The sequence below is a fragment of the Xanthomarina spongicola genome (assembly GCF_003148645.1).
In the GTDB taxonomy this organism is placed as follows: Bacteria; Bacteroidota; Bacteroidia; order Flavobacteriales; family Flavobacteriaceae; genus Xanthomarina; species Xanthomarina spongicola.
This window is the reverse complement of the sequence record NZ_QGGP01000002.1, coordinates 550,326-564,116: the sequence shown is the minus strand read 5'-3', so window position 1 is coordinate 564,116 and position 13,791 is coordinate 550,326. Positions and strand designations below refer to the sequence as shown.

Annotated in this window: 14 protein-coding genes; 7 read left to right on the top strand and 7 right to left on the bottom strand. The window is 29.1% G+C overall.

The annotated features are described in order from the left end of the window. Positions 1-23 precede the first annotated feature (23 nt). Genes LX78_RS06580 through LX78_RS06570 form a run of 3 tightly spaced genes read left to right on the top strand, consistent with a single transcriptional unit; the run spans position 24 to position 1,791 of the window. Entirely contained in the window at positions 24-470 is a 447-nt protein-coding gene (locus LX78_RS06580; protein ID WP_109681844.1) for an LNS2 domain-containing protein, read from the top strand. Positions 471-512: 42 nt separating this feature from the next. Further along, positions 513-1,304, top strand: coding sequence for a (Fe-S)-binding protein (locus LX78_RS06575; protein ID WP_109681843.1), 792 nt, complete (start codon positions 513-515; stop codon positions 1,302-1,304). A gap of 1 nt (position 1,305) precedes the next feature. After that, the gene (locus LX78_RS06570; RefSeq protein WP_109681842.1) at positions 1,306-1,791 is read left to right on the top strand and encodes an ABC transporter ATPase; all 486 of its coding nucleotides are present in this window, start codon (positions 1,306-1,308) and stop codon (positions 1,789-1,791) included. A gap of 58 nt (positions 1,792-1,849) precedes the next feature. On the opposite strand, the gene LX78_RS06565 is transcribed toward LX78_RS06570, so the two are convergent. Further along, on the bottom strand, positions 1,850-2,248 hold the full coding sequence (locus LX78_RS06565) for a helix-turn-helix domain-containing protein (protein WP_109681841.1): 399 nt from the start codon (positions 2,246-2,248) through the stop codon (positions 1,850-1,852). 300 nt (positions 2,249-2,548) lie between these two features. Here LX78_RS06565 and LX78_RS06560 point away from each other — a divergent pair, with 300 nt between their 5' ends. From LX78_RS06560 to LX78_RS06550, 3 genes are all read left to right on the top strand, one after another. Beyond that, the gene (locus LX78_RS06560) at positions 2,549-3,709 is read left to right on the top strand and encodes a M14 family zinc carboxypeptidase (RefSeq protein ID WP_109681840.1); all 1,161 of its coding nucleotides are present in this window, start codon (positions 2,549-2,551) and stop codon (positions 3,707-3,709) included. A gap of 71 nt (positions 3,710-3,780) precedes the next feature. Continuing rightward, entirely contained in the window at positions 3,781-4,260 is a 480-nt protein-coding gene (locus tag LX78_RS06555; RefSeq protein ID WP_109681839.1) for an Lrp/AsnC family transcriptional regulator, read from the top strand. A 65-nt stretch (positions 4,261-4,325) separates the two neighbouring features. Further along, positions 4,326-4,841 carry a DinB family protein gene (locus LX78_RS06550; protein ID WP_109681838.1) on the top strand — a complete coding sequence of 172 codons (516 nt, stop codon included), beginning with the start codon at positions 4,326-4,328 and terminating at the stop codon, positions 4,839-4,841. Between the two features lie 2 nt (positions 4,842-4,843). Here the strand turns inward: LX78_RS06550 and LX78_RS06545 are convergent, their stop codons facing one another. Beyond that, a complete protein-coding gene (locus tag LX78_RS06545; protein ID WP_109681837.1) occupies positions 4,844-5,146 on the bottom strand; it encodes a hypothetical protein in 303 nt (100 codons plus the stop codon). Between the two features lie 83 nt (positions 5,147-5,229). Next, positions 5,230-6,297: a 3-dehydroquinate synthase gene (gene aroB, locus LX78_RS06540; RefSeq protein WP_109681836.1), complete on the bottom strand. Its 1,068-nt coding sequence runs from the start codon at positions 6,295-6,297 to the stop codon at positions 5,230-5,232. 91 nt (positions 6,298-6,388) lie between these two features. Between aroB and LX78_RS06535 the strand changes: the two genes are divergently transcribed. Further along, entirely contained in the window at positions 6,389-7,564 is a 1,176-nt protein-coding gene (locus tag LX78_RS06535; RefSeq protein ID WP_109681835.1) for a proline dehydrogenase family protein, read from the top strand. Here LX78_RS06535 and LX78_RS06530 read toward each other — a convergent pair. From LX78_RS06530 to LX78_RS06515, 4 genes are read right to left on the bottom strand one after another with little or no spacing between them, the layout of a single operon-like run. Then, positions 7,561-9,909: a GumC family protein gene (locus LX78_RS06530; RefSeq protein ID WP_109681834.1), complete on the bottom strand. Its 2,349-nt coding sequence runs from the start codon at positions 9,907-9,909 to the stop codon at positions 7,561-7,563. The genes LX78_RS06535 and LX78_RS06530 overlap by 4 nt on opposite strands. A gap of 23 nt (positions 9,910-9,932) precedes the next feature. Further along, complete coding sequence (locus tag LX78_RS06525; protein WP_109681833.1) at positions 9,933-10,736, bottom strand: polysaccharide biosynthesis/export family protein; 804 nt, start codon at positions 10,734-10,736, stop codon at positions 9,933-9,935. Further along, positions 10,737-12,644 (bottom strand): polysaccharide biosynthesis protein, encoded by a 1,908-nt coding sequence (locus LX78_RS06520; RefSeq protein ID WP_109681832.1) that lies wholly within the window; start codon positions 12,642-12,644, stop codon positions 10,737-10,739. Next, complete coding sequence (locus LX78_RS06515; RefSeq protein ID WP_109681831.1) at positions 12,634-13,776, bottom strand: aminotransferase class V-fold PLP-dependent enzyme; 1,143 nt, start codon at positions 13,774-13,776, stop codon at positions 12,634-12,636. Before LX78_RS06515 ends, LX78_RS06520 begins: the two co-directional genes overlap by 11 nt. Positions 13,777-13,791: the final 15 nt, after the last annotated feature.

Genomic DNA, 13,791 nt, shown 5'->3' with positions numbered 1-13,791 from the left:
CTACCTAAACAGGAATTTAGAATATGAAAAGAGAAGACGCAGACAAGCTGTTACACGAAAAAGTAGAAGCAGGAGAAAAAATAAGTCCTATTTTACCAAAAGGAGTTAAAAACTATTTAATAGATATTGATGGAACTATTACAGACGATATTCCAAATGAAGAACCAGAAAGAATGGCGACTTGCGATCCATATCCTGATGCTTTAGCAACTTGTAATAAGTGGTACGAGCAAGGACATTTAATTTGTTTTTTTACTTCAAGAACAGAAGATCATAGAGAAGTAACCACAAACTGGTTAAATAAGCATGGATTTAAATTTCATAGTTTATTAATGGGAAAACCAAGAGGAGGAAATTACCATTGGATAGATAATCATTTAGTAAAAGCCACGAGATATAAAGGGAAATTTACAGATTTAGTAGATAAAAAAGTGACTATACAAGTGTTTGATGATGGCCAACATGAATAGCTGTTTAAATACTTTTATAGTAAATGATAAATAAACTCAATTATGAGCGAACAATTAAAAGTGCCAACTATGGCGCAATATATGGCAGAAGGGAAGCAACCAGAAATATTATTTTGGGTTGGTTCTGCTGGTAGTTACGACGATAGAGCAAAAAAAATAACTAAAGCCTTTGTTAAGATATTAAATAAAGCCAATGTCGATTTTGCAGTTTTAGGAACCGAAGAGAGTTGTACTGGAGATGTTGCTAAACGTGCAGGAAATGAATTTTTGTTTCAAATGCAGGCTGTAATGAATATTGAGGTTTTAAATGGATACGAAGTAAAACGAATAGTAACTGCTTGTCCACATTCGTATAACACATTAAAAAACGAATATCCTCAGCTTGGAGGTAAATATCAAGTGCAACATCATACAGAGTTTATAGATGAGCTAATGAAAGCTGGACGATTAAAAATTGAAGGCGCATCGAAATTAAATGGTAAACAAATTACATTTCACGATCCTTGTTATTTAGGTCGTGCTAACGATGTTTACGAAGCTCCAAGAACTTTATTGAAATCTTTAGGTGTAGAGTTGGTAGAAATGAAGCGTAACAGAAACTCAGCGTTATGTTGTGGTGCTGGTGGTGCACAAATGTTTAAAGAACCAGAAAAAGGAGATAAAGACATAAATGTACTAAGAACAGAAGATGCTTTAGAGACAAGCCCGAATATTATAGCAACTGGTTGCCCTTATTGCAATACTATGATGACAGATGGCGTAAAAGCGAAAGAAAAAGAAGATAGTATTCAAGTATTGGATATTGCCGAATTAATTGCAAATTCTCAAGAATAATATGTTAGTAGATTTTAATGTATTACCAGAAGAATCAAGAGTTTGGATCTATCAAGCTAACAGATCGTTTTCAGATATTGAAATTGAAGAAATATCTTCTAAATTAGATGTGTTTCTTGAAAACTGGACAGCACATGGAAGTGACTTACAGGCAGGATATAAAATAGTTTACAAACGTTTTATTGTTATTGGCTTAAATCAGCAGGTTAGTGCAGCATCAGGCTGTTCTATTGATGCTTCAGTACATTTTATTCAACAATTAGAAAAAGAATATCAGGTAGACTTGTTAGACAAGATGAACGTGTCTTATAAGCAAGGAGAATTTGTTGCTTATAAAACATTAACTGATTTCAGAAAAATGGCTAAAGACAGGGCAGTATCTAAAAACACGATTGTTTTTAACAATCTAGTGACTACTGTTGCAGAATTCAATGAAAATTGGGAGGTACCAGCTAGTGATAGTTGGCACAGCCGATTTATAAAATAAATTTTTATTAAATAACGTATTTATTTAAAGCTTGAAATCACTTCAAGCTTTTTCTTTTTTAAGCATCTTCAAAATTTTTAAAACTTCCATCTGTATAGAAAATAACAATACGCTCTATGGTTTTTTTATTTGAGGTATTGTTTTCAACATGCTTTATTTCTGAAATCACTTTTTGTGATTTAGTTTCTTTAATATTTTTTTCAATAGGAATTTTTGTTTCAGTTTTTTCTTCAGAAGGAAATTTTCCTTTTCCATTCAGCAACCAATACAATTCTACTTCAGGAAAAGAGGAGAGTACTTTAAGTACAAAATCTAAACTTGGCTTATTTCTGCCAGAAAGAATATGTGAAATACTGGAACGTTGTACACCAATTTTTTCAGCGAAAGAAGAGGCGCTTTCGTTGTAAAATTCGATGACTTTATGAAGTCTTTTTGCAAAATCTTCGTTGTTTATCATTGTAAACTATAAATAGGTTGTTTTGTATTTACAAATGTAACAAATATATTGATATTGTAAATATTCTTATAGTAAATAATGTATAAAATTATTGATTAACACTTTAAATAAAGCAAGTTAACTAGCTGAAATACAATATTTAAAACTAATAAAATATAATTTGTTAAATTTTAAATTACAAGATGATAAAATTATTATGGAAATTTATCTAATATGTATACTCTTGTAAACAAATAGTGTTGTTTTTATTGTTTACAAATGTAAATTGTTAATTGTTTACATTTGTATTAAACAATGTTAATGACTTCAGATTATTTTAGAAACCTGTTCGATTCTTATAAGGAAATTCAACTTAAAAATAGATATATTCAAAATGATCATATACTTCCATTGCTTGAAAATTATAAAGAAATTTTTAGGGTTAAACAAATTGGATTTTCAGTTTTAGGAGAGCCTATTCATTCTATACAAATTGGAACTGGTTCTAAAAAAATATTGATGTGGTCTCAAATGCATGGAAACGAAAGTACGACCACCAAGGCCATTTTCGATATTTGTAATGTGTTTGCAAATTCTTCTAATGTTGATATGCAACAAATACAAAGTAATTGTACAATTTTAATTGTACCAATTCTTAATCCAGATGGAGCTAAACTCTATACAAGGCTAAATGCGAATAGTATAGATTTAAATAGAGATGCAAAAAACTTATCGCAACCAGAAAGTAAAGTTTTAAGAGGTTTGTTTGATGATTTTAAGCCAGACTTTTGTTTTAATTTACATGGACAACGTACCATTTTTGGTGTTGGAGACACTAGTAATACTGCTACTTTGTCGTTTTTATCACCTGCACAAGATGAAGGTTCTACAATTACAGAAACTCGTAAAAAAGCAATGGAGGTTATTTCTGTTATGAATAAGTTATTGCAAACACAAATACCAAATCAAATAGGGATTTATGATGATACTTATAACGAAAACTGTGTAGGAGACACGTTTCAAGCGTTACATTGTCCAACTATTTTATTTGAAGCTGGGCATTATAAAGAAGATTATAACAGGGAAATTACTAGGTTTTATATGTTTGAGGCAATTTTGTCCAGTTTAATGTATATCTCAAATAACGAAGTTTCAGGTGATTTATATGAGCCATATTTAAATATTCCAGAAAACAATAAAAGTTTTCTAGACATCATTATCAGGCAAACAACAATTATATTGAATAACAAAAGTGAGACTGTAGATATTGGGATTCAATATGTTGAAACTTTAAAAAATGGTATTATTGAATTTGTTCCAAAAGTTGAAAAAATTGGAGATTTAAGTAATTTGAATGGTCATAGAAATATATTAGCCCAGAATAAAGAGTTTTCTTTACAAGGACAGGATGTTTTAGCTGAAGGATTAGTAGTTGAAACAGTGTTTTTAAAAAATATTAAATATTCATTAAAATTAACATAACCTTCTGCTTTAATAGGGAATATTCAGCATTATTATATTATTTTTGCTTATTATTCAAATAAAAATTAAAAATGGGGAAAATTAAGTTGGATGATATTGATCATCAAATTTTAGATATGTTAATTGATAATACAAGGATTCCGTTTACAGACATTGCTAAAAAATTAAACATTTCAGCAGGAACAATTCACGTAAGAGTAAAAAAAATGGAAGAAGGAGGAATTATTAAAGGTTCTTCTTTAACATTGGATTATAAGAAATTAGGATATTCATTTATTGCTTATGTAGGTATTTTTCTTCAAAATACGTCTCAAACTAAGTTTGTTTTAGAGCGAATTAGCGATATTCCTTTTGTTACTGTTGCGCATATAACTACAGGAAAATTCAATATTTTTTGTAAAATAAGAGCAAAAAATACAGAGCATGCCAAAGATATTATCTTTATGCTAGACGACATTGAAGGGGTTTATAGAACAGAAACTATGATTTCTTTAGAAGAAAGTATTAACGATAAAAAGCGTTTAATGCATTCTATTTTTAATGAACTGTAGATAAATAAAATCAATTATAAAAGCCTCTTTAATATTAAAGAGGCTTTTTATTAAAACATAACTTCATGAAAGCATCTCAACTATCAAAAAACGAATATGCACAATATTACAGTAATTATATAAATAAAGCTGGAGAAGAGATGCTTGTATCTGGCTTAGAATCTAGTTTGAGTAGTATACTTGCTTTTTTTAATACCATTCCAGAAAACAAGCTTGAATATAGATATGATGCTGGTAAGTGGACTGTTAAAGATATTATTCAGCATTTAATTGATGCTGAGCGTGTGTTTGCTTATAGAGCTTTGCGTTTTGCTAGACAAGATAAAACATCTTTACCTGGTTTTGAGGAAAACACATATACAGACGTGGCTAATGCGAATAAAAGGAGTAGAGCAGAGTTGTTAAAAGAATATCAATTAGTTAGAGAGTCTACCATAATGTTGTTTAAAAGTTTTAATGAAGATGCATTAAAACTTGTAGGAGTGGCAAGTAATAGTAATATGTCTGTTCGAGCTATTGGTTTTGTAATTATAGGACATGAGAAACATCATTGCGAAGTTATTACTTCTCGATATTTGTAGAATTACTCTTCTTCGTCTTTAAAAGTTTCAGATTTAATATCATCGTTAATAACAACATGACCTAAATCGTCTACTTCAGTATCTTCAATGCCTTCAAAATTATTCATGGTATAATGAAGTTTGCTGCTAACTTTAACAAGATACACACTTTCATTTGTTCGTACTTCTACTGCTTCTATTATTTCATTCTTATGATTTTCGAATGTAATAACATCATCATCGTTATAACCATCTGGAAATTTATCGGTTAATAACTTTAGGAGTTTAGGAGTGAGTTTTTTGTAATCTACAATTATTCTTTTCATTACTAAAGGTATTAAAATTAATAAATAGCACTAACTTTTTACTGTAGCAATTTTTATAAAGTTACAAATTAATTTTATTGTTTTTAAGAATTATAATATTTGAAAGCTTCAATTATTAAACTATTTTCAACTTGACAGTTTACTTTTGTTTCTCCAATCTTTTTTAGAAGTACAAAATTAACTATACCATGTTCATTTTTCTTATCAAATTTTAAAAGATCAATAATAGCACTAAAATCTTCTTCAAGAATTGTTGGCTGACCAAAAATTTGTAGAATGGTTTCTTTAATTTTATCACAATCATTCTTTGGAAAATCTGTTAATCCTGTAGATATATAAGTTGCTAATATCATTCCTATTGCTATTGCTTCTCCATGTAACAATGGCGTTTTAGAAGCATTACTTAGGTAATAAGACTCAATGGCATGACCAATAGTGTGGCCATAATTTAAGGTCTTTCTAAGATTGTTTTCAAATGGATCTACTTCAACAATGGTGTTTTTTATTTCTATAGATTCATAAATTAAATCATCAAGTGTTTTGCTGTTGAGTTCGTTAACATTATGAAATTTATTCCAGTAAGTTTCACTATAAATTAAACCATGTTTTAACATTTCTGCTAAACCAGAACGCATTTGGTTATCTGGCAATGTATTTAAAAACGACGAGTCTATTAAAACCATTTTACCAGTATTTATAACACCTATTTGGTTTTTTAGATGTCCAAGGTCTACACCATTTTTACCACCAATAGATGCGTCAACCATGGCTAACAGAGTGGTTGGAACATTAATAAAGTCTATACCACGTTTAAAAGTAGAAGCCACAAAGCCACCTAAATCTGTAATCACACCTCCTCCAAGATTAATTATAAGGCTTTTTCTATCTGCATCTAATTCAGATAGAGCATTCCAAACACCAGAACAAGTTTCAATATTTTTATGTAGTTCTCCAGATTCAATTTCAATAATTTCAATATCCAATTGGGTTTCTAAATTGCTTAAAAACTTAGGAAGACAATGTTCATGAGTATTTTCGTCAACAAGAATGAATATTTTTGAATAAGCAGCTTTCTTCAAATGCGTATTCAAAGCTTTATAACAGTCTGTTTTGAAGTAAATTGTGTAATCTTTTGTGTTGATAGAATTCATTTTGAATTATTGTAAAATATTGTGCGAAAATTAGAGTTTTTTTTTAAATAAGTAGATTTACAATAATTATATTTGTGTAAAATTTTTCAACATGTCTAAAGAACGAATTTTTGATAATACTGAAATTGCTTTTTCGCTAAAAAGTAATTCAGAACTAAATAGAGCCTATCTTTTGTTTAAAATGATTTCTTACGAGCCACTTGTGAAGGTAGGAAAGACTCTAAGTAATTTTGCAATAAAAGCAAACCTTCCTGTAGACAGTGTTATAAGAGCAACTGTTTTCGACCATTTTTGTGGAGGAATCAATGAAAAGGATTGTTTGCCAGTAATTGATGCTATGTTTGAAAAAGGAGTAAGCTCTGTATTGGATTTCTCAGTTGAAGGGAAAGAGGAAGAATCTTTTTTTGACGCAGCCATGGATAAGACACTCGAGATTATTAAATTCTCAGAAAATAAAGAAGCCATGCCTATTGCTGTGTTTAAACCAACAGGTTTTGGGAAACCAAGTTTATATACTAAAAAAGGTGAAGGTAAACCCTTTACAGCTGAAGAACAAGTTCAATGGAATAGAGTAGTAGCTAGATATGATAAGGTTTGTAAATTAGCCAAAGAAAAAGATGTTGAGTTATTAATTGATGCTGAAGAAAGCTGGATGCAACAAGCTGTAGATGATTTGGTGTCTGAAATGATGCAAAAATATAATACAGAAAAAGCTATTGTTTATAACACTTTACAGATGTATAGACACGATAGAATGGCTTTTTTAATGCAAGAACACGATCATGCCAAAGCAAATGGTTATTACTTAGGATATAAAATTGTTCGTGGTGCTTATATGGAAAAAGAAAACGAACGTGCTTTAAAAATGGGTTATCCAACTCCAATTTGTGAAAGTAAAGCTGCAACAGACGATAATTTTAATGCTTCTGCAAAATACATACTAGATCATTTAGACACTATCTCTCTTTTTGCAGGAACACATAATGAAGAGAGTAGTTATTTGATATTGGAAATGATGGAAGAAAAAGGGATTTCTATAAATGATAATCGTGTTTGGTTTGGCCAGCTTTATGGTATGAGCGACCATATAAGTTTTAATTTAGCTAATCTTGGTTATAATGTGGCTAAATATGTTCCTTTTGGACCAGTTAAAGACGTGTTACCTTATTTAATTCGTCGAGCCGAAGAGAATACTTCAGTAGCAGGACAAACTGGTAGAGAGCTCATGTTATTAACAAAAGAAAAAAACAGAAGAAAACTAGTTTAAGAAAATTTCCACCATTTCTTTTTATGTGGATTGGTACCATATCCATATCCATATCCATATCCTTTTTTATGGTTAACGCTATTAAGTAAAATAGTCATGTTTGGTAGTCTTTTCTCTGTATACATTCTTTCGGCTAATTCTAGCTGTCTTTTTGATATGTAATTAGCTTTTGCTACATAAATAAATAAATCTGCAAATTTGCTAATTAATAATGTATCTGTAACTAAACCAACAGCAGCTGTATCTACAATAATATAATCGTATTTTTGTAATACATGATCAAATAGTTCCTTAACCCGATTACTCATTAGTAATTCTGCTGGATTTGGAGGGATAGTTCCAGAAGGAATAACGTCTAGAAAGGTATTGTCTTTATGTTTAAAAATAACTTCATCAACTTGAGTGTGTAGGTTGCCTATATAATTTGTTAAGCCAAATTCATTTTTAACGTTTAAATAATTTGTAGCTTTTGGAACTCTTATGTCAGTTTCGATTAATAATACATTTTTTTCAGAATACGATAAAGACAATGCTAAGTTTATAGAGGTATGAGATTTGCCTTCTTTGCTAGTAGTAGATGTTACAAAAATAACTTTTGCCCTGTTTTCAATATTTTGAAGCATAAACTCTAAGTTAGTTCTCACCATTCTAAAAGCTTCAGCTTTTGGAGAGTAATCTACTTTGGAGATTAATTGTTTGTTTTTATTTGATTTTGGAATATCTCCTATAAAGGGAATTGAAACAATGTTCTTGACGTCTTTGATGTTGTGAACTTTGTCATCTAGTAAATTAACAAGGTATATAAATCCTATAGGAAAGCCAAACCCAAGTATTAATGCTGCTAAAAGAATAATAGGTTTTTTAGGGGCTACTGGCATCCCTGAAGCATAAGCTTTATCAACAATTTTTGCATTAGGAGATGTTACACCATGAGTTATAGCAGCTTCTTCCCTTTTTTCTAATAAGTATAAATACAAAGCTTCCTTTATATCTTGTTGACGTTTTATATCTCTAAACTGTCTTTGTTTTTTTGGTGCAGAATATATTTGAGATCTTATTCTATTACTTTCATTAACTAATGAATTATATGTAATTTCGTTTGTTGCTTTAATACTGCTTAAACTTTGAGATAAATTTTCTTTAAGCTGATTTATTTGGTTTGTTAGATTAACTACAGTAGGGTTTTTTTCACTTGAATTTTTTAATAGCCTATCTTTTTCTAAAACTAATTGGTTATACTGTCTGGTCAATTGTGATACTGAATTGTCTGATATTCCAATATTAGCAGGTAATAAATCTAAATTATTACCTGTAATTTGCTCGTTCATATAATCAATTAACTGAATTTGAGTTGCAGTATTTATTAATTTGTTTTCATTCTCTTTTTCATTTTGTAGGGACAGGCTTGATTGAGTTGCTAAATCAGTTAGTTTGTTGGTTTTTTGTAAATCTTCGGCAGATAAATCTACTTCACCTAGTTCTGTAGACACAATTTCAAGTCTATTGTTAATAAAATCAGAAGTGGCGTCTACAACTAATTGTTTATCATTTTGAACATCATTATTGTATTTTTCAATAAGTTTATCTATAAATAAACTAGCCTTTATTCTTACATTATCATTAATACTTAATTTAAGTATATTAGACATTTCTTGATTTTCAATTAGGATTTTACTTTTGTATTTAGAAACAATACTAGATAGAGGGGATATTTTAATTTTAATATTAGAGCCGATTTTTGTAGATGATTCACCAATTCTGGGAGTAATGATAAGGTCTCCAAAACTAGTTGGAATGCTTTCTCCAAAAGCATAAACAGTGCCTTTGATATCAGGATCATCATTTTCATCAGAGTTAAAAGAAAATTTCTCACTAAAATTAACCCCTTTTAAAACAAAATTATTTGCAGATTGAATACGAATGCTTAAAGTTGTATCTACTTTATGAATAATAGAATCTGATGCGTTAAAATTTATACTTAAAGGAGGATTTTCATACTCTTCATATGCCTTAATACGTCCTTCAACAAAATATTGAATATTAAACTTTAATTCTTTAATTACTTCTTCTATTATGGTTCTCGATTTAATTACTTCAATTTCGTCTAGTACATTATTGTTTTCAGTTTTAAACAATCCATAATTTTGTAAAGTTGATATTTCTGGGAGTTTACTATTTGATTTATCGTCTTTTATTTTGATTTTTGCACTTGCATTATATTGGTAATCTGCATAGCGTAAATAGAGAAGAGCAACTACTAGAGCACCAAAAACACATAAAACTATAAACTTCCATTTATGTAGATATGGATTAATTAATTCCTTATAATCGTTTTTTTTATTCATAATACTTGAACTAATAAATAAAATTATTTAACCAATATTGCTGCTATAGTTGCTAAAGTTCCTATTGCCGATATTATTACAATGTAATTTTGATTGTAAGAGGCTGAACGGATTTTTGCTTTATTTGGTTCGACATAGACAACATCATTTTGTTCTAGGTAAAAACTTGGAGAATTTATAACATTGATTGATGTTAAGTCAAATTTTGTAAATCGTTTCACACCATCTTGTTCTCTAATTAAAAAAACGTTTTCTCTTTTACCATGAATAGTTAAATCGCCAGCAAGACCTATGGCTTCTAAAAGAGAAATTCTTTCATCTTCAATGGTATATGTTCCAGGTCCATTTACTTCGCCTATAACAGTAATTGTAAAATTGGTTACCCGAATATTTATAATAGGGTCTGTAACATATTCAGATATTCTTTCTTTTAACATTTGAGTTGCTTGAAATCTATTTAATCCACCAATTTTTATAGATCCTAATACTGGAAATTCTATATTACCATTTAAATCCACAATATAAGTTTGCATTTTTATATCACCTTGAGGTCTAAGTGAAGAGATACTGTTGGTTATTACTGGTAAATTGAATGGTTTTACAGTTTCTGGGTCTAAAGCAGAAACATTTATTGTAAGAAGATCGTTAGGTTTATAAACAATATCTGAATTAAAATTTACTGTACTTAGACTATTTAATGGCTCATCTTGAAAGTAAATAATTTCTTTACTTGACACACATGATGAAAAAACTAGAATAATATTAATTATTATTACTTTATGCAGTATTTGTTTAGTTCGTTTTACTATAATTGTTGAAGTTTTCATTTATTTTGTAGTATTTAATACATCGTATTTTGAGTTATTTGGGATATATTCTATAACTATATCTTTAATTTTTGATACAATCTCTATATTTTGGGTATTCGGTCCTAAATTACATAAATCATCAATATTTTTTTTCACATCAGGAATAGTAATTGATTTGCATTTTGCAATCATAATTTTTTCATTGTAAGTTGGTTTTGTGTTTTCTCCATCGACTAGTAATTCTTCAAATATCTTTTCGCCTGGACGTAATCCAGTTATTTTTATACTAATATCTTCTGGGTATCTTAATCCTGATAACGTTATCATATTAATTGCTAAATCGAATATTTTAACAGGTTTTCCCATATCAAAAACAAATATTTCGTGACCTAACCCCATTGCTGAGGCTTCTAGAACTAATTGAGCAGCTTCTGGAATTGTCATGAAGTAACGAATAATGTCTTTATGAGTTACTGTTAATGGTCCTCCAGATTCAATTTGTTTTTTAAACAATGGAATAACAGAACCATTAGAACCTAATACATTTCCAAATCTTGTAATTATAAATTTGGTTTTTCCTGAGCTAGATCTGTTTTGATAGCAAACTATCATTTCTGCTATACGTTTAGTAGCTCCCATTACATTTGTTGGGTTTACAGCTTTATCTGTTGAAATTAAAATAAATTTTTCGATGCCATATTTAACTGATAAGTCAATTAAGTTTTTAGTTCCTCTAACATTTACACTAACAGCCTCGTAAGGACATTGTTCCATTAAAGGCACGTGCTTATAAGCAGCAGCATGAAAAATAATATCTGGTTTGTAGAAATCAAAAATATTATTAATTCTAATTTTATTTCTAATGTCAGAAACAATTGCCTCAATATTTACTTTTCCATTTCTTTTTAATTCTTGCTGAATATCATATAAATTTGATTCAGCATTATCTAATAATATTAATTTTTTAAAATTGTAACGGGATAATTTTCTAACCAATTCACTACCAATAGAACCTGCAGCACCTGTAACTAGAATTACTTTGTTGCTATACTCTTCATCAAGTATTGGATTATCGATATTAATAGGTTCTCTTCCTAATAAATCTTCTAAATTTAAATCTTTAATCTGTCCAAAACTCAAATCTCCATCTATCCAATTTTTAACAGCTGGAACAATTTTTACTTTTAGATTTAAAGCAAAAAGATTGCTTGTTATTTGCAATAATCTATTTGAATCAATGTTTTGAATTGAAATTATAACTTCCTCAATATTATTTTTTTCAATAAACTTTTTAGTTATTTTTTCAGGTTCATAGACATTTAGCAGATTAATTTTTTTACCAGATTTACTATCGTTATCATCAATAAAACCGACCACTTGGATATTGCTTTTTGGATCGTTAAAAACAGCATCGTATGTTATCATACCAGATGTTCCAGCTCCATAAATTAAAACGGACTTCTTAACATCAAAATCTGTAACAATACTTTTATAGAGTGATTTTATAAAAAATCTAATTCCAACTAAAAAAAAGATATTTAATAATAAATGGATATAAATAATGGATCCTGGAATATCAAAGACTTTGTCAAAATTAAATTGCCTGCTTAAGAAAGTGGTAACTATTAAGATAGTTGCTAATATATTTATACCTATTATTAAATTGATAACGTCTTTTACTCCAGTAAATCTTACTACACCATTGTGTGAATTAACAATAAGAAAACTTGTTAAAGCAGCAATTAAAACAAATGGTATTTGTTTTAAAAAAGCAATAAAATCGAAATCAATTTCAAAATTATAACGAATAATGTAAGCAAGAAAGAATGTAAAAGCAACAACACATAAATCGAACAGTAACACAAGCCATTTAGATGCATACTTATGAGAAAGCCCTTTTAATATGTGGATTATTTTATTCAAAATACTGTTTTATTAATTTAATAATACGGTCAAGTTCTATTTTAGTTAAGTTTGATCCACTAGGTAAGCAGAGTGCTTTTTTATATAAATCATCTGAAACACCATTTAGGTATTTAGGATAATTTTTAAAAACTGGTTGTAAATGCATTGGTTTCCACGATGGCCTAGCTTCTATATTATTTAATTCTAACATTTTTAAAATATCATCTCGCATTTTATTTGTTTGAAAAATAATACAAGTAAGCCATCTATTAGAGTAGAAGCCCTCAGGTTCATTTAAAAAACTAATTTCATTTATAGCACTTAATTGTTTTAAATAATATTTAAAATTATTTCTACGTAATTCAACATAGTTGTCTAGCACTTCCATTTGACCTCTTCCTATCCCAGCTAAAATATTTGACATTCTATAATTATAACCTGTAGTTACATGAGAATATTCTAAACCTGGTTCTTTTGCTTGAGTTGCTAGGTATATGATTTTTGATTTTAATTCCTTGTTTTTTGAAACTAAAGCGCCACCACCAGAAGTAGTAATTATTTTATTTCCATTAAAAGATAATATAGACATATCCCCAAAAGTTCCACATTTTTGGTCAAAATAACTACTTCCTAATGCTTCAGCGCTGTCTTCAACAATAGGTATGTTATATTTTTTTGATATGGCGTTTATTTCTTTTACTTTATAAGGCATTCCATATAGATTAATTACTATTATGGCTTTTGGTTTTACACCAATTTTAATTCTATCTTTAATGGTATGTTCCAGCAATTCTGGACAGATATTCCATGTTTCTCTTTCACTATCCACAAAAACAGGTTTCGCTCCTAAATATGTAACTGGATTTACGGAGGCAGCAAATGTTTTGGTTTGACAAATAACTTCATCTCCTTGTTTAACATTCAAAAGAACCAAAGCTAGATGTATAGCAGCAGTTCCAGTTGTTAACGCAGCTACATGTACCTTATTTCCTAAATAGTTTTCTAAGTCGTTTTCAAACCCATTTACATTAGGTCCTAATGGAGCTATCCAGTTAGTTTTAAATGCTTCTTTTATGAATTTTTTTTCATGTCCACTCATATGTGGAGACGATAACCATATTTTTGTATTCAATTTAGACACATTTTTAGCCATAGTAAATATCTACGT

Excerpts from the sequence above, each read along its gene's own strand:
- LX78_RS06580 (WP_109681844.1), top strand. The coding sequence starts at position 24 with ATGAAAAGAGAAGACGCAGACAAGCTGTTACACGAAAAAGTAGAAGCA.
- LX78_RS06575 (WP_109681843.1), top strand. The coding sequence starts at position 513 with ATGAGCGAACAATTAAAAGTGCCAACTATGGCGCAATATATGGCAGAA.
- LX78_RS06570 (WP_109681842.1), top strand. The coding sequence starts at position 1,306 with ATGTTAGTAGATTTTAATGTATTACCAGAAGAATCAAGAGTTTGGATC.
- LX78_RS06565 (WP_109681841.1), bottom strand. The coding sequence starts at position 2,248 with ATGATAAACAACGAAGATTTTGCAAAAAGACTTCATAAAGTCATCGAA.
- LX78_RS06560 (WP_109681840.1), top strand. The coding sequence starts at position 2,549 with ATGACTTCAGATTATTTTAGAAACCTGTTCGATTCTTATAAGGAAATT.
- LX78_RS06555 (WP_109681839.1), top strand. The coding sequence starts at position 3,781 with ATGGGGAAAATTAAGTTGGATGATATTGATCATCAAATTTTAGATATG.
- LX78_RS06550 (WP_109681838.1), top strand. The coding sequence starts at position 4,326 with ATGAAAGCATCTCAACTATCAAAAAACGAATATGCACAATATTACAGT.
- LX78_RS06545 (WP_109681837.1), bottom strand. The coding sequence starts at position 5,146 with ATGAAAAGAATAATTGTAGATTACAAAAAACTCACTCCTAAACTCCTA.
- aroB (WP_109681836.1), bottom strand. The coding sequence starts at position 6,297 with ATGAATTCTATCAACACAAAAGATTACACAATTTACTTCAAAACAGAC.
- LX78_RS06535 (WP_109681835.1), top strand. The coding sequence starts at position 6,389 with ATGTCTAAAGAACGAATTTTTGATAATACTGAAATTGCTTTTTCGCTA.
- LX78_RS06530 (WP_109681834.1), bottom strand. The coding sequence starts at position 9,909 with ATGAATAAAAAAAACGATTATAAGGAATTAATTAATCCATATCTACAT.
- LX78_RS06525 (WP_109681833.1), bottom strand. The coding sequence starts at position 10,736 with ATGAAAACTTCAACAATTATAGTAAAACGAACTAAACAAATACTGCAT.
- LX78_RS06515 (WP_109681831.1), bottom strand. The coding sequence starts at position 13,776 with ATGGCTAAAAATGTGTCTAAATTGAATACAAAAATATGGTTATCGTCT.